Annotated in this window: 15 protein-coding genes and 3 tRNA genes; 7 read left to right on the forward strand and 11 right to left on the reverse strand. The window is 66.6% G+C overall.

The annotated features are described in order from the left end of the window. Window positions 1-3: 3 nt before the first annotated feature. Window positions 4-900 (reverse strand): LysR family transcriptional regulator, encoded by an 897-nt coding sequence (locus tag AD89_RS0116340; RefSeq protein ID WP_025780594.1) that lies wholly within the window; start codon window positions 898-900, stop codon window positions 4-6. Between the two features lie 122 nt (window positions 901-1,022). Here AD89_RS0116340 and AD89_RS0116345 point away from each other — a divergent pair, with 122 nt between their 5' ends. Then, on the forward strand, window positions 1,023-2,219 hold the full coding sequence (locus AD89_RS0116345; RefSeq protein ID WP_025780596.1) for an acyl-CoA dehydrogenase family protein: 1,197 nt from the start codon (window positions 1,023-1,025) through the stop codon (window positions 2,217-2,219). A 23-nt stretch (window positions 2,220-2,242) separates the two neighbouring features. Here the strand turns inward: AD89_RS0116345 and AD89_RS0116350 are convergent, their stop codons facing one another. Continuing rightward, window positions 2,243-3,127, reverse strand: coding sequence for an oxidoreductase (locus AD89_RS0116350; protein WP_025780597.1), 885 nt, complete (start codon window positions 3,125-3,127; stop codon window positions 2,243-2,245). A gap of 80 nt (window positions 3,128-3,207) precedes the next feature. Here AD89_RS0116350 and AD89_RS0116355 point away from each other — a divergent pair, with 80 nt between their 5' ends. Beyond that, a complete protein-coding gene (locus tag AD89_RS0116355; protein WP_025780598.1) occupies window positions 3,208-4,968 on the forward strand; it encodes an ABC transporter transmembrane domain-containing protein in 1,761 nt (586 codons plus the stop codon). Next, the gene (locus AD89_RS0116360; protein ID WP_025780599.1) at window positions 4,965-6,752 is read left to right on the forward strand and encodes an ABC transporter ATP-binding protein; all 1,788 of its coding nucleotides are present in this window, start codon (window positions 4,965-4,967) and stop codon (window positions 6,750-6,752) included. The genes AD89_RS0116355 and AD89_RS0116360 overlap by 4 nt, the downstream gene beginning before the upstream one ends. Before the next feature lie 22 nt (window positions 6,753-6,774). Here AD89_RS0116360 and mgtE read toward each other — a convergent pair whose 3' ends face one another. Then, the gene (gene mgtE, locus AD89_RS0116365; protein WP_025780600.1) at window positions 6,775-8,142 is read right to left on the reverse strand and encodes a magnesium transporter; all 1,368 of its coding nucleotides are present in this window, start codon (window positions 8,140-8,142) and stop codon (window positions 6,775-6,777) included. Window positions 8,143-8,340: 198 nt separating this feature from the next. On the opposite strand from mgtE, the gene AD89_RS0116370 reads away from it, so the two are divergent. Then, window positions 8,341-8,748 carry an isocitrate lyase/phosphoenolpyruvate mutase family protein gene (locus AD89_RS0116370; protein ID WP_025780601.1) on the forward strand — a complete coding sequence of 136 codons (408 nt, stop codon included), beginning with the start codon at window positions 8,341-8,343 and terminating at the stop codon, window positions 8,746-8,748. Here the strand turns inward: AD89_RS0116370 and AD89_RS0116375 are convergent. From AD89_RS0116375 to AD89_RS0116405, 7 genes are all read right to left on the reverse strand, one after another. Further along, complete coding sequence (locus tag AD89_RS0116375; protein ID WP_025780602.1) at window positions 8,736-9,245, reverse strand: hypothetical protein; 510 nt, start codon at window positions 9,243-9,245, stop codon at window positions 8,736-8,738. The two genes, AD89_RS0116370 and AD89_RS0116375, sit on opposite strands and share 13 nt — an antisense overlap. A 76-nt stretch (window positions 9,246-9,321) precedes the next feature. Then, the gene (locus AD89_RS0116380) at window positions 9,322-10,305 is read right to left on the reverse strand and encodes a patatin-like phospholipase family protein (RefSeq protein WP_025780603.1); all 984 of its coding nucleotides are present in this window, start codon (window positions 10,303-10,305) and stop codon (window positions 9,322-9,324) included. Window positions 10,306-10,386: 81 nt separating this feature from the next. Continuing rightward, window positions 10,387-11,253, reverse strand: a complete 867-nt coding sequence (locus tag AD89_RS0116385) for an SDR family oxidoreductase (protein WP_025780604.1) — start codon at window positions 11,251-11,253, stop codon at window positions 10,387-10,389. 149 nt (window positions 11,254-11,402) lie between these two features. Continuing rightward, entirely contained in the window at window positions 11,403-13,352 is a 1,950-nt protein-coding gene (acs, locus tag AD89_RS18920; RefSeq protein WP_035321279.1) for an acetate--CoA ligase, read from the reverse strand. Window positions 13,353-13,506: 154 nt separating this feature from the next. After that, a tRNA-Phe gene (locus tag AD89_RS0116395) sits at window positions 13,507-13,579 on the reverse strand. 71 nt (window positions 13,580-13,650) lie between these two features. Next, a tRNA-Asp gene (locus AD89_RS0116400) sits at window positions 13,651-13,724 on the reverse strand. Window positions 13,725-13,761: 37 nt separating this feature from the next. Next, window positions 13,762-13,834 (reverse strand) — tRNA-Glu (locus AD89_RS0116405). A gap of 168 nt (window positions 13,835-14,002) precedes the next feature. On the opposite strand from AD89_RS0116405, the gene AD89_RS0116410 reads away from it, so the two are divergent. Both AD89_RS0116410 and ybaK read left to right on the forward strand, forming a co-directional pair. Beyond that, the gene (locus AD89_RS0116410; protein WP_025780605.1) at window positions 14,003-14,350 is read left to right on the forward strand and encodes a metallopeptidase family protein; all 348 of its coding nucleotides are present in this window, start codon (window positions 14,003-14,005) and stop codon (window positions 14,348-14,350) included. A 207-nt stretch (window positions 14,351-14,557) separates the two neighbouring features. Continuing rightward, the gene (gene ybaK, locus AD89_RS0116415; RefSeq protein ID WP_025780606.1) at window positions 14,558-15,058 is read left to right on the forward strand and encodes a Cys-tRNA(Pro) deacylase; all 501 of its coding nucleotides are present in this window, start codon (window positions 14,558-14,560) and stop codon (window positions 15,056-15,058) included. Window positions 15,059-15,093: 35 nt separating this feature from the next. Here ybaK and AD89_RS0116420 read toward each other — a convergent pair whose 3' ends face one another. Then, a complete protein-coding gene (locus tag AD89_RS0116420) occupies window positions 15,094-15,705 on the reverse strand; it encodes an IMPACT family protein (RefSeq protein WP_035321282.1) in 612 nt (203 codons plus the stop codon). Window positions 15,706-15,793: 88 nt separating this feature from the next. On the opposite strand from AD89_RS0116420, the gene AD89_RS0116425 reads away from it, so the two are divergent. Then, entirely contained in the window at window positions 15,794-17,158 is a 1,365-nt protein-coding gene (locus tag AD89_RS0116425) for an aspartate aminotransferase family protein (RefSeq protein WP_025780608.1), read from the forward strand. Window positions 17,159-17,206 lie beyond the last annotated feature (48 nt).

Below are 17,206 nucleotides of genomic sequence, written 5' to 3' on the forward strand. Positions count from 1 at the left end.
CCGTCAGGTAGTAATTGGGGAGGGGAAGAGTTCTTGGACGATGTTGAGGACTCGCGCCAGTGCTTCGGACGGGTTGTTCCGGCGCCAGCCGAGGGCGAGGGTGAAGGAATCTCCGCCCTCGGCGAGGCGAACATAGCGCACCCCGTCGATGCGGATGTGATCCGAGGACTCGACGACGACGGCCATACCGACCTGCGCGCCCACAAGAGCCAGAAGACTGTAGGGATCGGGTGCCTCCTGGACGACCTGCGGAAGAAATCCGGCGTCGTCGGCCAGTCGCATCATCACCTCTCTGACCTGGGATCCGTGCGACGGTGCATAGGAGATGAACGGCTGACCGGCGAGTTCGCTCATGCTCACCGACTCCCGTTCGGCCAGCTCATGCGCCGAGGGCATGGCGATCATGACGCTCTCCTGCCGGATGACGTGGACCTCGACGCCGGCCGGCACCGGCGGGCTGATGATCGCGAGATCCGTCTCCCCGTCGCGCAGCGCGATCGCGGCTTCCCCGCAGTACATCTGCGGCTGCAGGTCGAGGCTGATGCCCGGGTGCCGCTCGCCGACCTCGCGGGCCAGTTGGGAGAGTATGGAGTAGCCGCTCGTGCCGCCGAATCCGATGCGGACCCGGCCCGCCAGACCCTGTTGAGCTGCCCGGGCGATGCGCCGAGCCCCGTCCACTTGGGTCCCGATCGCCGCTGCGGGTTCGAGCAGCGCCTCACCCGCCGGCGTCAGTCGGACCCGCCGCGTCGTCCGCTCGAACAGCTCGACGTCGAGGTCCTTCTCGAGCGCACGGATCATCTGGCTGAGCGCGGGCTGCGCGATGTGCAGCCGCTCTGCAGCCCGCCCGAAATGCAGTTCCTCGGCAACGGCGAGGAACGCCGTGACCTGCCTGAATTCCATGACCTACACCCACCGCCCAGATTGATAAAAATTTGCAAATAATCACCATGATATTACCTCTTGGACTCTGAGTAATTCCGATGGCAATCTTGAAGACGAACCCGACGTCCCAGGAGACCCTCATGACCACAGCCACCGCAGCCACCGCAGACACCGCCGTCGACCCCTCCGACCTGCTCGACCTCACCGGGCTCCTCACCGACGAAGAGCTGGCGCTGCGCGCGAAGGTCCGGACCTTCGTCGACGAGCGGATCCGGCCGAACATCGCCGAATGGTACGAAGGCGCGATCTTCCCGACCGAGATCGTGCGTGAGATGGGCGAGCTCGGCCTCCTCGGCATGCACCTTCAGGGCTATGGCTGCCCGGGACGTTCAGCCGTCGAATACGGTCTCGCCGCCCTCGAACTCGAAGCCGGCGACTCGGGGCTGCGCACCTTCGTCTCCGTGCAGGGATCGCTGGCGATGTCGGCCATCCACAAATTCGGCTCCGAAGAGCAGAAGAACCGCTACCTGCCCGGCATGGCCAAGGGTGAGATCATCGGCTGCTTCGGGCTGACCGAGCCGACCGCCGGATCCGACCCCGCCTCGATGGCCACCACCGCTGCTCGCAACTCCGATGGCTCCTGGACGCTCAACGGTGCCAAACGGTGGATCGGCCTGGCCTCGATCGCCGATATCGCGGTCATCTGGGCAGCCACCGACGACGGCATCCGCGGCTTCCTCGTGCCCACCGATGCTCCCGGCTTCACCGCCACTCCGATCGAGCAGAAGCTGTCGATGCGCGCGTCGATCCAGTGCGATATCGACCTCAAAGACGTGGAACTGCCCGCCGAGGCGGTCCTGCCCGAGGTCACGGGACTGAAGGGTCCGTTCTCCTGCCTCAACGAGGCCCGTTACGGAATCATGTGGGGCGCCATGGGCGCGGCCCGCGACTCCTTCGAAGTGGCGCTCGACTACGCGCAGAACCGCCTTCAGTTCGACAAGCCGCTCACCGCTTACCAGATCACTCAGGAGAAGTTGGTGAACATGGCCCTCGAAATCCAGAAGGGCACCCTCCTGGCCATCCAGACGGGACGCCTGAAGGACGCCGGCACGCTCGAACCCGTGCAGATCTCCGTCGGCAAACTCAACAACTGCCGCGAAGCCATAGCCATCTGCCGTGAGGCCCGGACGATGCTCGGCGGCAACGGCATCACCCTCGAATACTCACCTCTGCGGCACGCGAACAACCTCGAGTCCGTGCGCACCTACGAAGGCACCGACGAGGTCCACACCCTCATCCTCGGCCGCCACATCACCGGTCAGCAGGCATTCCGCTGATCTGAAGCGGGGAAGTGCAGGCCTCACACCTGCGGGAAAGCGACCCCGGTCAGCTCTTCGGAGACCGCCCATAGTCGGCGAGCCACCTCGGTGTCGGTGGACCTCGCCGAACGGGATGCCAACCCCGGTTTTCCGCGGATCTCGAACGGACCGGTCGGTCCGATGTAACTGTCTCCGGGCAGGTCGGCGACAGCGGCGCAGAGGATCGGCCGTGCCCCGTTCTGCTCGCTCTGGGCGACCACCCGGGTGAACGCGCGGCTGACTCGGGCCTCCAAGGAGCCGTCATCGCTGGAGGAGAAGAGGTTCGTCGCCGCCATTCCCGGGTGGGCTGCCGTCGCGATCACCGGTGACGACCGTTCGGACAATCGGCGCTGGAGTTCGGAGACGAAGAGCAGATTCGCCAGCTTCGACTGGCCATAGGCGGCCATCGGTCGATACGGTCGCCGCCTCCACTGGAGGTCGTCGAAGTCGATCGTGCCGAACCGGTGAGCAATCGAGGAGACGGTGACGATGCGCTCACGCACCTGCGGCAGGAGCAGGTTCGTCAGGGCGAAATGGCCGAGGTGGTTCGTCCCGAACTGCGATTCGGATCCGTCGACGGTCCGGAACAGAGGCGGGATCATGATCCCGGCATTGTTGATGAGGAGATCGACCGGTGCGGTGAATTCCGCCGCGAAGTCGCGCACCGAGGGCAGGTCGGCGAGGTCGAGGTCGCGCACCTCGGTGCTGCCCGGCATCGTCGCTGCGGCGGCCTCACCCTTCGCACGGTTGCGCACGGCCAGGACGACATGAGCTCCTCGACCGGCCAGAACCCGGGCAGTGACCCGGCCGAGTCCGCTGTTCGCGCCGGTGATGAGGGCCGTACGCCCGGTGAGGTCGGGAATGCCGAAATCGATCGGAGAAGTCATGGAATCATCCTAGGGTCCCGCCCTGGCAGTCAGCTGTCCAGCCGCCCCGCCGCCCCACCGAATTTGTTAGGGTAGCCTTCGTGCCGAAGACCCCTGAAACCGGGGCGCAGCTGCTGCGCCGATCCGCCCGCCGGCGTATTCGCCCTCTGCTCGGCGGCGCCGCCACGCTCTCACTGTGGCAGGTCTGTGAAGCCCTCGTCCCGGTGGCGATCGGCATCATCGTCGACCGCGCGATCATCCCGCTCTCGCTGCCCGGACTCATCGTCTCGGTCCTCGGCCTCGGTCTCCTCTTCACGATCCTCAGCCTCGGCTACCGCTTCGGCGCGCGCCTGTCCAACGCCGCCCGCGAACACGAAGCCCACGCCCTGCGCGTCGAGATCACTCACGCCGCCCTGACCGCATCACACCTGCCACCCGACCGGACATCGGGGGAGGTGCTCTCGATCGCCTCCGCCGATGCCGACACCGCTGCCATGTCCTTCCAGCAGGCCGGCCGCGGCATCGCCTCGGTGCTGGGCATGATCACCGCGGCGGTCTTCCTGCTCATCGCCGACCCCGTGACCGGACTCGTCGTCCTCGTCGCCGTGCCCATCGGACTCATCATCGTCGCTCTGCCCGGCCGCTCGGTGTCCGCAAAGGCCACCGCCCAGCTCGACGCCGTCGCCTCCGCGGGACGCTCGGCGTCCGACCTCATGCACGGACTGCGCGTGATCAAGGCGATGGGAGGGGAGCCGTGGGCGGTGCGTCGCTACCGCGCCACCTCCGATGCGGCCGCCGACGCAGGCATCGCCACAGGTGAGAGGACCGGGCGCCTGGCCGGGCTCGGTGCACTCGTGATGTCCGCGGTGCTCGCGATCGTCCTCATCGTCGCGGGCCTGCGCCTCATCGACGGTCAGATGAGCGTCGGGGCGCTCATCGGCATCCTCGGCATGACCGCCTTCCTCACCGAACCCATGCGCGCACTCGCCGAGATCGTCGGCCTCTTCGCCCAATCCCACGGCGCAGCCGAACGGATCGCCCGCCTGCTCGGCGACATCGACACTCCGGACGACGCCCGCGATGGAACCCACACCATCACCGAGGCGGCCCCCACCACCCGTAACACCGCCGACAACCGCCCCAGCGTCACCACCACCGAAACCGGGATCACCATCACCGGATGGCCGGCAACTACGGAATCCGGCGAACTCACCACGACCGGCGGCACACTGACCTGCATCGTCTCCGAAGATGCCGAGGACGCAGCCATGCTGCTGGCTGAGCTGACCTCCCACGCCCGGACCCTCGGCCCCGCCCGGATGCTCGTCGCACCCCACGACGTCGACCTGTTCGAAGGCACCATCGGATCGAACATCACCATGGTCGTCGCCGACGACCGTCCAGACACCGCCGACCGCGCAACCGACCGCGCAACCGATCACCCGCCGATCCCGGCCGAGGTGCTTGAAGCATCGGGAGCCGACGAACTGCTCGACCTCGTCGACGGGGGACTCGACCACCGGATCCAGGAGCTCGGCGGGAACCTCTCCGGCGGTCAGCGCCAGCGCGTCGCACTGGCTCGTGCACTGAACGCCGACCCGCAGATCCTCGTCCTCGTCGAACCCACCACCGCCGTCGACGCCGTCACCGAGGCGAAGATCGCCCACGGACTCTGCCGCCTGCGCCGCCGGACACGGGATCGAGCCACGATCATCCTCACCTCCTCACCGGCCTTCCTCGCCGCCGCCGACACCGTCGTCTATCGCCCGACGTCCGGCCCGCTGCTCATCGGTTCTCATGCCGACCTGCTCGAGGCAGACACGGACAGCGCCGACGCCTACAAAGATGCTGTGACCCGATGACGACGCCGACGCAGACCACCCTGACGATCGCCTCCCGACGTCGCTCCTTTGCCCATCTGGCTCCGCTGCTGCGCCGCAGAACCGGCTGGATCGTCCTCCTCGTCATCGCCGGACTGGCCAATGCCGGGGCCGGACTCGTCGGACCGTGGGCGATCGGCCGCCTCGTCGATGAACTCCCCGCCGGAGCGGGCCCCGAACTCGTCTGGACGTGCGCCGTCGCCGTCGCGATCGCCGGCATCGTCAGGGCCGCGGGCACGTGGATCGGTGCCTGGGCGCTCGCCCGCATCGCCATGCCCGTCGTCGCCGAACTGCGCACCGAAGTCGTCGACTCAGCCCTGACCCTCGAATCCCAGCGGATCGAGGCCACCGGCACCGGAGACCTCGTCTCCCGCGTCGCCGATGACTCCCGGAAGATCGGTGAGGCCGCCGCCCAAGTGCTGCCGCTCGTCGTCGAATCCCTCCTCGTCGTCCTCGTCTCAGCAGCAGGTCTGGCCGCCATCGACTGGCGCCTCGGGCTGGTCGGGCTCGTCGCCGTGCCGATGTACTGGCTCACCCTGCGCTGGTATCTGCCCCGGTCGGAACCCATCTACAAGGAGGAACGCGCAGCCTTCGGCCGGCGTGCCGGGCGTCTCCTCGGCGGGCTCACCGGGGGTGCGACCCTGCGCGCCTACCGCGCCGAGGCCGGAGAGATGCGTCGCATCGACTCCGCTTCCGCGCACGCCCGCGGCCTGTCGATCGACGTCTTCCGGTTCCTCACCCGCGCCTTCGGCCGCAACAATCGCGCTGAGGCGGTCGTGCTCTCCCTGCTGCTCATCGCCGGTTTCGCCCTCGTCTGGTTCGGCGAGTCCACTGCCGGAGCCGTGACCACGGCGGCTCTGGTCTTCCACCGCCTCTTCAACCCCATCGGCGCCCTCGTCGGGCTCTTCGACCAGGTCCAGTCGGCCGGGGCCTCCCTGACCCGCATGGTCGGAGTCATCGACGAGGCAACCACCGCGCCGAGCCGATCGACCCGGGCCGCTCCCGCCGGCCCGTGGCTCGTGCTCGAGGATCTGTGGTTTAGCTACGACGCGGACCCGGATACGGACAATCACGTGCTGCGCGACGTGAACCTGAGCATCGCCCCTGGTGAGCATGTTGCCGTCGTCGGCACCACCGGTGCCGGGAAGACGACGCTGGCTAAGATCGCCGCGGGACTCTCCACCCCCGGTCACGGACGGGCACGGCTGACCGACGGCGGGGTCGCCTCGGCGAACGGGGTGGATGTGGGATCGCTGGAGGAATCCGCGCTGCGCCGGCACATCGCCATGGTCGCGCAGGAGGTCCACACCTTCTCCGGCAGCCTGCGCGACAACGTCTCCCTGCCGAGTCCGGATGCGACCGATGACGACGTCAGCACCGCCCTGACCGCGGTCGGTGCGGGCTGGGCGCGATCCCTGCCCAACGGCCTCGACACGCAGATCGGGGAGGGTGGGGTCCGTCTGTCTGCGGTCCAGGAGCAGACGCTCGCTCTGGCGCGCCTCGTCCTGGCCGACCCGGACTTCGCGATCCTCGACGAAGCCACCGCCGAGGCGGGATCGGCCGGAGCCCATGCCCTCGAATCCTCCGCCGAGGCGGCCCTTGCCGGCCGTGGCGCGCTCATCGTCGCGCACCGGCTCAGTCAAGCGGAGAAAGCCGATCGGATCCTCGTCATGGAGCACGGACGCGTCGTCGAGGAAGGCACCCACCACGACCTCGTCGCCGCAGGCGGTCGCTACGCGCTACTGTGGGAGGCCTGGTCGGGCTGAGGCGGTGGCCCAGCAGGCGTCATCAGCTCAGGCCGAGGACTGCGGTGGCGATCGTGAAGTAGAGGATGAGACCCGTGGCATCGCAGAACGTGGAGATGAACGGGTTGGAGAACACCGCGGGGTCGGCCCCGACTTTCTTCGCGATGATCGGCATCAGTCCGCCCACTGTTGCGGCCATCATGCACACCGACAGCAGCGTCAGCCCGATGACCAGGCCGATCGCCCAGCCGTAGACGAGGCCGGCGACGCAGAAACCGAGAACGCCGAGAACCGCACCCAACAGCGCCCCGACGCGCAGCTCTCGCCAGATCACGCGGCCGAGATCTCGGATGCGCACCTCTCCGACAGCCAGGGCCCGGGTGACGGTGGTGGCCGCCTGGTTGCCGGTGTTGCCGCCGGTACCGGTGAGCAGGGGAATGAAGAGGGCGAGGACGACGACCTGATCGAGCCGGTCCTCATAGACTTCGAGGACTTGGACGGTGAGGATCGCGGACACGGCGAGGACGAGCAGCCACACGATGCGGCTCTTGACCAGACGCATGATGGTCGAGGACAGGTAGGAGCGATCCAACGGTTCCGTGCCGGAACCGCGGGCGATGTCCTCGGCGTCCTCCTCGTCGATGATGTCGAGGACGTCATCCATGGTGAGGATGCCGACGAGGCGGTCTTCCTGGTCGGTCACCGGCATCGCGATGAGCCGGTGGGAGAGGAACTCGCGAGCGGCCTCCTCACGGTCGGTCAGCGCATGTGTGCTGATCGAGTCGCGGACCATGTCCTCGATGATCGTGTCCTCGTCGACGGCGATGAGGTTGCGCAGGGACACGACTCCGCGCAGCACCCGGCCGGGTCCCACGACGGGCAGGAGGTAGACGGTCTCGGGTCCGTCGATGCGGGCGCGCACGACCTCCATCGCGGCAGCCGCCGTCCAATCCTCGTGGATGCCGAGGACCTCCGGCGACATGTAGCGGCCGATCGCGGACTTCGGGTAGCCGAGGACGGCCGAGGTCATCGCCCGCTCGTCCGGGGTCAGCCCCTTCATCAGACGACTGGCGACTCCGGCGGGCAGCTCTCCGAAGAGTTCGGCCCGATCATCGGGGTCGAGGCCGTCGACGATGTCGGCAACCTCGGGTTCGCGGAGGTTGCCGATGAGTTCGGCCTGGTACGCCGGAGGCAGATCCTCGAAGACATCGAGGGCCTCTTCCTTCGTCAGCACCCGGAAGAGCATCGCGGACTGCAGCGGAGTCGAGGTGTGGACGAGGCGGCCGATCTCGGCACGCGGCACCTGCCGGGCGAGTGCTGCGATCTCGTCGAGGGTGGACGAATCGATTCGGCCGGTGAGTGCGGATTCGAGTCGGTCGGCCGCCTCGGTGCCCTCTGTCAATTCGGCCACGCATGCCCCCTCACCTCGGACGGAAACTCCCGCCCTCAACCTTAGGCCATGCGTGGTGCAGTCCAGGCTGGGCGGCAGAACGCGAAGCCGGGTCATTTCGGGAATCACCGAAATGACCCGGGCCTACGATGAGGACATGACGAGGAGATTCCCGGAGTCCGCGGCCTGCCCACCGAGCCCGGAGTCCTCGCGGCCAAGGTGACGGCGCTCAAGGAAGCTTTCCCCGCTCTGTTCGTCAACGCGCGGATCGACACATTCTGGCTCGGCCGGGACAGCCTCGGCGAGGTCATCTGCCGCATCGACGCCTATACCGCTGCCGGTGCCGATGGCGTCTTCGTCCCAGGGGACCTCGACCTCACAACAGTTGAGGCGATCACCGGCCACAGCCGGGTCCCGGTGAATGTGCTGGCCAGTCCGCGATATCCAGGGTCGATCCTCGCCGAGGCGGGGGTCGGGCGGATCAGCACCGGATCGCTGCTCTACCGGGCGGCGATGTCGGAAGCGATGCGGTCGCTCGCCGTCCTCGATGGCGATGAGCCGGCGGAGATCACGAGTGTGCTGTCCTACCAGGCGTTCTCCGACCTGAACCGGCCTCAGTCCTCCTGATACGAGTCGTCGATGACTTCGGGCATGCCGTCGATGACCGAGACCTGCTCGGTCCCGTCATCGGCCAGGGCATCGACATCGAGGTCATCCCCGTCGAGCTCGGCGACCTCGAAGTCGTCATCGCCGTCGGAGACCATCTCGTCGCCGACGCGGTTTCCCTGTTCCGCTGCGGGCGACTGATCGGTGTTGAACTCGTCCGAGAGGTCGGGGGCCTCGTTCTCGTCTTCCCAGCCGGCGTCGTCGACGAGCACATCGTCGGCGCCTTCGATGCCGGTCCCTTCGGGCCCCTCCGCACCGGGTTCGACGGGGGCTTCGCCGGGTTCGTCATCGATGTCTGAATCGATGTCGGAGTCGGCGTCGACCTGGTCGGCCTCGGCCTCGGCGGCGCTGAGTTCGGGATCATCCAACTCATCGGCCGTCGGTTCGTCGAGCTCGGGATCATCGAGGATGGGGTCGTCTTCCAGCCGGTCTGCTGCATCCGCGTCGAACTCGCTCATGATCTCTCCTTCACTCGCAATCAGGTCGGGCCCTCATTCTGACACGTCGTTCGGTCGCAGGCCATGGGGGTCAGGATCATTTCCGGTCAAAACGGTCCTTCCACTCCTGCCAGTCCCACTGGGCCAGAAACTTCTCTCCGGCCATTCGGCCCGACGAGATGAGGTCGAGCTTGTCATCGTCAGTGAGGGCGAAGTCCGTGCTGCTGTGTCCGGTGGTGTCGACGAACACCGTCCTCTCGGTCACCGAGGGGTCATCGATGTGCCTCCGGTCGTGGGCATTGATCATCGTCGACAGCACGGACTTCGCGTATTGGTACGTCGTCGCGTTGGGCCGCCATTCCGCGGCCGCTGTCTGCCGGGCCGAGAGCATCACACCGAAGGTCGGCCACCGCGCCGGAAACGCATCCTTGCGGTCGAAGACATCGACGGGAAAATTCGAGAGCAGGCCGCCGTCGGCCCCGAGCACGGAGTCCCCGCCGGCAACACTCGGTTGGGCAGGCAGAGCCCGCGGCCGGAAGAAGAACGGGCTGGCCGCCGAGGCGCACACCGCCTCGGCGACGGACTGACTGTCCGCATCGACGCCGAGGGCCTCGTCGTAGTCCCAGGGCAGGCGGAGCATGCGGCCGCGGGAGACGTCGGAGACGATGACGACGAGTCGATATGACCGTTCAGGTGGGATCGCGCTGCCCGGATCGTCGAGTTTGAGGTCACCCCATGTGCGCACTCCCTGATCGGCCAGTGCCGTGGCGAGGAAATCGTGGAGCGCCTGCCCCACATACATCCCCTTGTGCACCAGCAGTCCTTGCACTCTGCCCAGCCAGGGGACGAGGCGGAACGCAGGAGGCAGGTCCTCGAACTCGGTGAAGTCCTGTTCGAGGACCCTCTCTCGCAGTCTCTGTGGGCCGATGCCCGCCGCGGTGAGCGCGCCGACGATGGCCCCGGCCGAGGTGCCGGCGATCCGATGGAAGTCATAGCCGCCGTCGGCAAGGGCTTCGACCGCGCCGACCAGTCCCGGCAGCTTCGCCCCGCCGCCCTCGAGAACGAGATCGGTCATCGCCATGGCGGCTCCTTCCCGTGTACCCCTGTTCCCATTGTGGACCCGAAGCGCGGGAGCGGCGGGGACGCACCGGGTGAGTCTGACTCAGACTCCTGCCGGCTGGCGTCTGCGTGCCGCACGACGGCTGCGGAAGCTGCCGTTGCCGGTCCGGCCGGTGAAGTGGTCCATCGTCTGGTTGACGCCGAGGAAGTCCATGACCTTGTCGAACGCGCGGGTCGGCAGGAGACGGGCGCCCGGGACCAACCGGACGAGTGAGGGCATGACCAGCTGCTCACGACCGGATTCGATCGAGTCGATGACCTGAGTGGACACGTTGTTCTCTTCGAGGATCGGCAGCAGACGGGGGAACTTCGTCTGGACGCCGGCGAACATCCCCGTGTTGATGTAGAACGGGCAGACGACGAGGGTGTTGACTCGGCTGCCTTCTGCGCGCAGCTCGCCCCGCAGCGACTCGGTGAAGCCGACAGCGGCCCATTTGCTCGCCGAGTAGTCGGTCTGCTTGGCCACACCGGTCAGACCCGCTGCGCTGGCGATATTGACGATCGAACCGTGGTTGCGTGCCCGAATGCCGGGCAGGAACGCCTTCGTCGTCCAGTACAGGGCCAGGGTGTTGACGTCGAAGGTGCGTCGGATCGCGGCCTCGTCGGCGTCGAGGAGCTTCTTTCCGGTGACGACACCGGCGCAGTTGACGAGGATGTCGATGTCGCCGACGTCCTGCGCGATGGACGCGACCTGAGCGGAGTCTCCGACGTTGACGGAGTAGGCGCGGGCGCGAACACCCTTGGCTTCGATCTCCTGGCGGACAGCCTCACCGCTTTCAGTCGAGAGGTCCCAGATGATGACTTCGGCGGCTCCGCGGTCAGCGGCTTCGAGAGCCATGAGCCGACCGATTCCGCTTCCGGCCCCGGTGATGAGGGTGCGGCTGCCGGCGATCGTCGTTCCACGCGTCATGTCTATGCGTCCTTGCAGTTGGGTGTCAGTGCCGTCGGTTCCGAAACGAACCCGCCCAAGCGGGTCCCACGAGATGTTACTCAACAGTACATCAGTGTGCTGTAGGTCACGCAAGGGCGGGTTCGTCAATCGCCGGTCGCCCGGGGAGGTCAGCTCTCCTTCATCCCCTTCTGGATGAGGTCCATCACCGAGGAGTCCGCGAGAGTCGTGACATCGCCGACCTCGCGATTCTCGGCTACGTCCTTGAGCAGTCGACGCATGATCTTGCCCGACCGGGTCTTCGGCAGATCGGGCACGATCATGATCGAGCGCGGAGTCGCGATCGGGCCGATCGAGGAGCGCACATGAGACCGCAGCTCACCCACGACATCGTCCCCGCCGTCGTCCGCGCTCTCCCTGAGGATGACGAATGCCTCGATCGCCTGACCGGTCATCTCGTCTCTCGCCCCGACCACGGCCGCCTCGGCGACCTTCGGATGAGCGACGAGGGCGGACTCGATCTCCGCGGTCGACATCCGGTGCCCGGAGACGTTGAGGACGTCGTCGACGCGGCCGAGGACCCAGAAGTCGCCGTCGCGGTCGATCTTCGCCCCGTCCCCGGCGAAGTACACGTCGGGGTACTGCGACCAGTAGGTCTTCTTGAACCGTTCCTCATCGCCCCAAAGGGTCCGCAGCATCGACGGCCACGGCTCCTTGATGACGAGGTAGCCGCCGTTTCCGGGCTCGACGGAATTGCCCTCATCGTCGTAGACGTCGGCGACGATGCCGGGCAGCGGGCGCATCGCCGAACCCGGCTTCGTCTCGGTCACGCCCGGCAGGGGACTGATGAGGATGCTGCCGTTCTCCGTCTGCCACCAGGTGTCGACGACGGGGCAGCGGTTCCCACCGATGTGTTCGCGGTACCACATCCACGCTTCGGGATTGATCGGCTCACCGACGCTGCCGAGCAGTCGCAGGCTGGACAGGTCGTATTGGGCGGGGATGTCGCGACCCCATTTCATGAACGACCGGATGGCCGTGGGCGCGCAGTAGAGGATGGAGACCTTGTACTTCTGCACGATCTCCCACCACCGTCCCCGGTGCGGTGTGTCCGGGGTTCCCTCATAGAGCACCGAGGTGGCCCCATTGGCCAGCGGACCGTAGACGATATACGAGTGGCCGGTCACCCAGCCGATGTCCGCGGCCGTCCAATAGACGTCCGTCTCCGGTTTGATGTCGAAGACCGCCCAATGCGTGAACGAGGTCCCGACGAGGTAGCCGCCGGTGGTGTGCATGATGCCCTTGGGTTTTCCGGTCGTGCCCGAGGAATACATGATGTAGAGCGGATGCTCGGCATCGAAGGCCTCCGCGGTGTGGGTCTCCGGCTGTCGATCGACGACCTCGTGCCACCACAGATCACGGTCGTCATTCCAGTCCACTTCCTGGCCGGTGCGGCGGACGACGAGGACATTGCGCACCTCGGGGCAGTCGTCCATCGCCTCGTCGACGACGGATTTGAGACCCGAGGGCTTGCCCTTGCGATAGCCGCCGTCGGCGGTGATGACGAATTCGACTCCGCAGTCCTTGACGCGATCGGCGATCGCCGAGGCGGAGAAGCCGCCGAAGATGACCGTGTGCGGGGCGCCGAGGCGGGCGCAGGCGAGCATGGCGAACACCGTCTCGGGGATCATCGGCATGTAGATCGCGACGCGGTCGCCGGTCCCCACCCCGAGTTCGGTGAGGGCATTCGCGGTCTTCGAGACCTCGCGCAGCAGATCGGAGTACGTGATGGTGCGGGTGTCGCCGGATTCGCCTTCGAAGTAGTAGGCCACGCGATCGCCGAGGCCGTTCTCGACATGTCGGTCCACACAGTTGTATGCGGCATTGAGCCGTCCGCCCACGAACCACTTCGCAAAGGGCTTCTCCGACCAGTCGAGGACCGTGTCGAAGGGAGTCTCCCAGCTGATGCGCTGTGCCTGTTCCTCCCAATAGCCGATGCGGTCGGCGGCCGCCTTCTCGTATTCGACAGCTTGGGCATTGGCTGCGGCGGCGAAGTCCGCTGGGGGTGGGAAAGCCCTGTCCTCGTGGCTGAGTTCCTGAATCGTCGGATTGTTCGTCATCGTGCTCTCCTTTCACCCTGCGCCACCACGACGTGGGCGGGTCATCGAACTCATCTTCAACCTACTCCAGTCGGTTGGGATTTCAAGAGGTGCGCGCAGACGCGAAGAAGCCCCGCTTCCCAGTTTTCACTGGAGAAGCGGGGCTTCCGTGTTGTGGCTCCGACCGGCGTCGATCCGGTGACCTTTCGATTTTCAGTCGAACGCTCTACCAACTGAGCTACAGAGCCGAGCCGCCGACATACTCATCAAGTATGCCGAGAGAAACAAAGGCTCTTCCGAAGAAGAGCCTTATGCTCCGCGACCCTGACGGGACTCGAACCCGCGACCTCCGCCGTGACAGGGCGGCGCGCTAACCAACTGCGCCACAGGGCCTTGCTGTTGTGATGGAAGACCTTACGATCCTACACCGTACCCCCAACGGGATTCGAACCCGTGTCGCCGCCGTGAAAGGGCGGTGTCCTAGGCCTCTAGACGATGGGGGCCCAGGTTGTCCTCGGATTCCCCGTGGGCAACGACGTTAAGCTTATCCCACCCGATTCGCGGAATGCAAAACGAGAAGGGGTGTCCTCGGTCACACGGCGGAAACGGCGCTTTTCGACGTTTCGTGCGGCCGCCTCGGCGAGGGGATCGGGGCTATTAGAGTGGGAGGCATGGAGGCCCTGAGTGAAGAGGAGTTCGACGCGATCCTCGGCGAAGCCCTGGATCTGCTGCCGGCCGGGGTGACCGAACAGCTGGACAATGTCGCCCTGTTCGTCGAGGACCGGCCGGAGGACGGTGACCGGCACCTGCTCGGCCTCTATGAGGGCACACCGATCGGGGAGCGGGGGGTCGCCGGGTTCGAGATGCCCGACAACATCTTCATCTATCGCGAGAACCTCATCGACTTCGCCGAGGATATCGATCACCTGCGCGAGGAGATCGTCATCACCATCGTCCACGAGATCGCCCATTTCTACGGTCTCGACGATGACCGGCTCCACGAGCTCGGGTGGGGCTGAACCTCCCCGGCCGCAGGGGCTGACGGGCTTACCGGCGAGTCACTTGACGTCACGGGAATTGGCGTCCGAAAGCCCACTTCGCCTATTGTGGGCGGGTACCTATCAGCACCGATACAACATTCCGTCCGTATCGTTGCGGGGACACGGAGCCGTGAAAGCTGCGCCTCCTGGCCCCGCTGACCTGCGGGCAGGAGGCACTACCCCCTTATGACAGTTGCATCCAAGACTTCCAGCGCGGCGACCCCGGCCGTGCGAGTGCTCAACCTGGCAGGCATCGACTACAGCCTGCGCAGCTTCGACCACGACCCCGCCACCCGCCGTTACGGTCCGGAGGCCGCAGACAAGCTCGGAGTCAGCTCCGACCAGGTGTTCAAGACCTTGATGATCCAGGTCGACGGGCAGCCCGTGACCGCGCTCGTCCCCGTCTCCGGTCAGCTCGACCTCAAGGCCCTGGCCTCCGCGCGCGGAGCGAAGAAGGCCCAGCTGTCCGGCGTCGCCGAGACCGAACGTCGCACCGGCTACCCCGTCGGCGGAGTCTCTCCGTTCGGACAGCGCCATGCCGTGCCGGTCGTCGTCGACCGCACAGCGCTCGACCATTCGACAGTGTTCGTCTCGGCCGGCCGTCGCGGTCTCGAGATCGAGATCCGCCCGGAGGATCTCGTCATGCTCACGAACGCCCAGGTCGCGAAGATCGCCGCGCTCGACTGATCAGCTCTCGCTGATCCGAGCGTCGATCCCCGGCCTCACACCCATTCGACCTCACCGACCTCGGGCTCTGCCCGACCGGCGGTGAGGTCGGCGTACATCGCCTGCGCATCGGCCACCTCGGCGAGGGGAACGAGGATGTCGAGTCCGACCTCACCGCCGTAGTCGGCCCGCGTCGTCCACCCCCGGTTCCCGGCCGCCCGCTCCAGGGCGTTGGCCTGGGCATAGTCGACGTGTGCGCACACAGGTACGCGCTCACGACGGGTGACGATCCGGGCCCTCTCCACGGCCGCCGAGGTGGCCTGACCGTACGCGCGCACGAGCCCGCCCGCGCCCAGCAGGGTGCCCCCGAAATACCGGGTGACGACGGCGACGACGAAGGTCAGATCATGACCGGTGACGACATCGAGGATCGGAGCGCCCGCGGTGCCGGCCGGTTCCCCGTCATCGCTGAAGCGCTGAGTGCGCGAATCGGTATCGAGGACGAACGCCGAACAGTGGTGGCGGGCCTTCGGATGCTCGGCGCGCGCCTCGGCGATGACGGACCGCGCCTCGGCCTCATCCGCGGCAGGGCAGAGACGGGCGAGGAAACGGGATCTCTTGATCTCGATCTCGGCCTCGACGGGGCTGACGATGGTCCTGTAAGACATGCTCGTCACTGTAGTCGAATGTGTTCTACGATGAGCCCACGGGCGCGGATTCCGCGCTCATCCCCGGTACTTCAGTGAAAGGGTGACAATGGTGCACCACCTCAGCGACGCCGATCTGGCAGCGCTCAAAGACGAATCCGCCCGAGCCCGGGAGCTCGACCGCGCGCACGTCTTCCATTCGTGGTCGGCACAGCGACTCATCGACCCGCCGACCGTCGCCCGCGCACAGGGATCGACGGTCATCGACGGTGAGGGGCAGGAGTTCCTCGACTTCTCCTCGCAGCTGGTGAACACGAACATCGGCCACCAGCATCCGGCCGTCGTGGCCGCGATCAAGGACCAAGCCGATGTGCTGTGCACGATCAGCCCGGCCACCGTCAATGCCGCCCGCTCCGAGGCTGCTCGCCTCATCACCGATCGCACCCCTGCCGGGCTCGACCGGGTGTTCTTCACCAACGGCGGCGCGGATGCGAACGAGCACGCCATCCGGATGGCCCGTCTGCACACCGGACGGACGAAGGTGCTCGCCCGCTACCGGTCCTACCACGGCGGAACCCAGACGGCCGTCAACGTCACCGGTGACCCGCGCCGGTGGGAGAACGAGACCGGAGAATCGGGGGTCGTCCACTTCTTCGGACCCTTCCTCTACCGCTCGGAGTTCCACTCCGCCACCGAGGCCGAAGAGACCGAACGCGCCCTGCAGCACCTGCGCCGGACCATCGAACTCGAGGGACCGGCGACGATCGCGGCGATCATCCTCGAATCCATTCCCGGCACCGCCGGCATCATGGTGCCCTCTGCTGAGTACATGCAGGGTGTGCGGGCGCTGTGCGACGAGTTCGGGATCGTGCTCATCGCCGACGAGGTGATGGCAGGATTCGGACGGTCGGGCAAGTGGTTCGCCTTCGAGCACTTCGACATCGTGCCCGACCTCATCACCTTCGCCAAGGGAGTGAACTCCGGATACGTGCCGCTGGGCGGAGTCGTCATCAATGACGCGATCTTCGAGACCTTCGCCGAACGCGTCTACCCCGGCGGTCTGACCTACTCCGGGCACCCGCTGGCCTGCGCCGCGGCGGTCGCGACGATCAACGCGATGACCGATGAGGGCATGATCGAACACGCCGCCCATATCGGAGAGACGATCATCGGCCCCCGTCTGCGGCAGATTGCGGAGAATTCGAAGCACGTCGGCGAGGTCCGCGGCACCGGAGCGTTCTGGGCGATCGAACTCGTCTGGGACAAGGAGTCCAAGGAACCGCTGGCCCCCTACGGCGGCGGCTCACCTGAGGTCGCCTCGGTGGTGGCGGCGCTCAAAGAGCACGGGGTCATCCCGTTCAACAACTACCACCGGCTGCACGTGGTCCCGCCGATCAACATCAGCGAAGAGGACCTCGAGCGCGGACTCGGAGTCTTCGAGAAGGTCCTCACCGACTTAGACTTCCCCCACTGACTTGCTCCCCTTACTACCTGACGGCGGCCCAGCAACCTCGCGCGAGGT

The sequence above is a fragment of the Brevibacterium sp. VCM10 genome, from assembly GCF_000583215.1.
Lineage (GTDB): Bacteria > Actinomycetota > Actinomycetes > Actinomycetales > Brevibacteriaceae > Brevibacterium > Brevibacterium linens.

Excerpts from the sequence above, each read along its gene's own strand:
- AD89_RS0116360 (WP_025780599.1), top strand. The coding sequence starts at position 4,965 with ATGACGACGCCGACGCAGACCACCCTGACGATCGCCTCCCGACGTCGC.
- AD89_RS0116420 (WP_035321282.1), bottom strand. The coding sequence starts at position 15,705 with ATGTCTTACAGGACCATCGTCAGCCCCGTCGAGGCCGAGATCGAGATC.
- AD89_RS0116345 (WP_025780596.1), top strand. The coding sequence starts at position 1,023 with ATGACCACAGCCACCGCAGCCACCGCAGACACCGCCGTCGACCCCTCC.
- AD89_RS0116425 (WP_025780608.1), top strand. The coding sequence starts at position 15,794 with ATGGTGCACCACCTCAGCGACGCCGATCTGGCAGCGCTCAAAGACGAA.
- AD89_RS0116385 (WP_025780604.1), bottom strand. The coding sequence starts at position 11,253 with ATGACGCGTGGAACGACGATCGCCGGCAGCCGCACCCTCATCACCGGG.
- ybaK (WP_025780606.1), top strand. The coding sequence starts at position 14,558 with ATGACAGTTGCATCCAAGACTTCCAGCGCGGCGACCCCGGCCGTGCGA.
- acs (WP_035321279.1), bottom strand. The coding sequence starts at position 13,352 with ATGACGAACAATCCGACGATTCAGGAACTCAGCCACGAGGACAGGGCT.
- AD89_RS0116410 (WP_025780605.1), top strand. The coding sequence starts at position 14,003 with ATGGAGGCCCTGAGTGAAGAGGAGTTCGACGCGATCCTCGGCGAAGCC.
- AD89_RS0116350 (WP_025780597.1), bottom strand. The coding sequence starts at position 3,127 with ATGACTTCTCCGATCGATTTCGGCATTCCCGACCTCACCGGGCGTACG.
- AD89_RS0116340 (WP_025780594.1), bottom strand. The coding sequence starts at position 900 with ATGGAATTCAGGCAGGTCACGGCGTTCCTCGCCGTTGCCGAGGAACTG.
- AD89_RS0116380 (WP_025780603.1), bottom strand. The coding sequence starts at position 10,305 with ATGGCGATGACCGATCTCGTTCTCGAGGGCGGCGGGGCGAAGCTGCCG.
- AD89_RS0116375 (WP_025780602.1), bottom strand. The coding sequence starts at position 9,245 with ATGAGCGAGTTCGACGCGGATGCAGCAGACCGGCTGGAAGACGACCCC.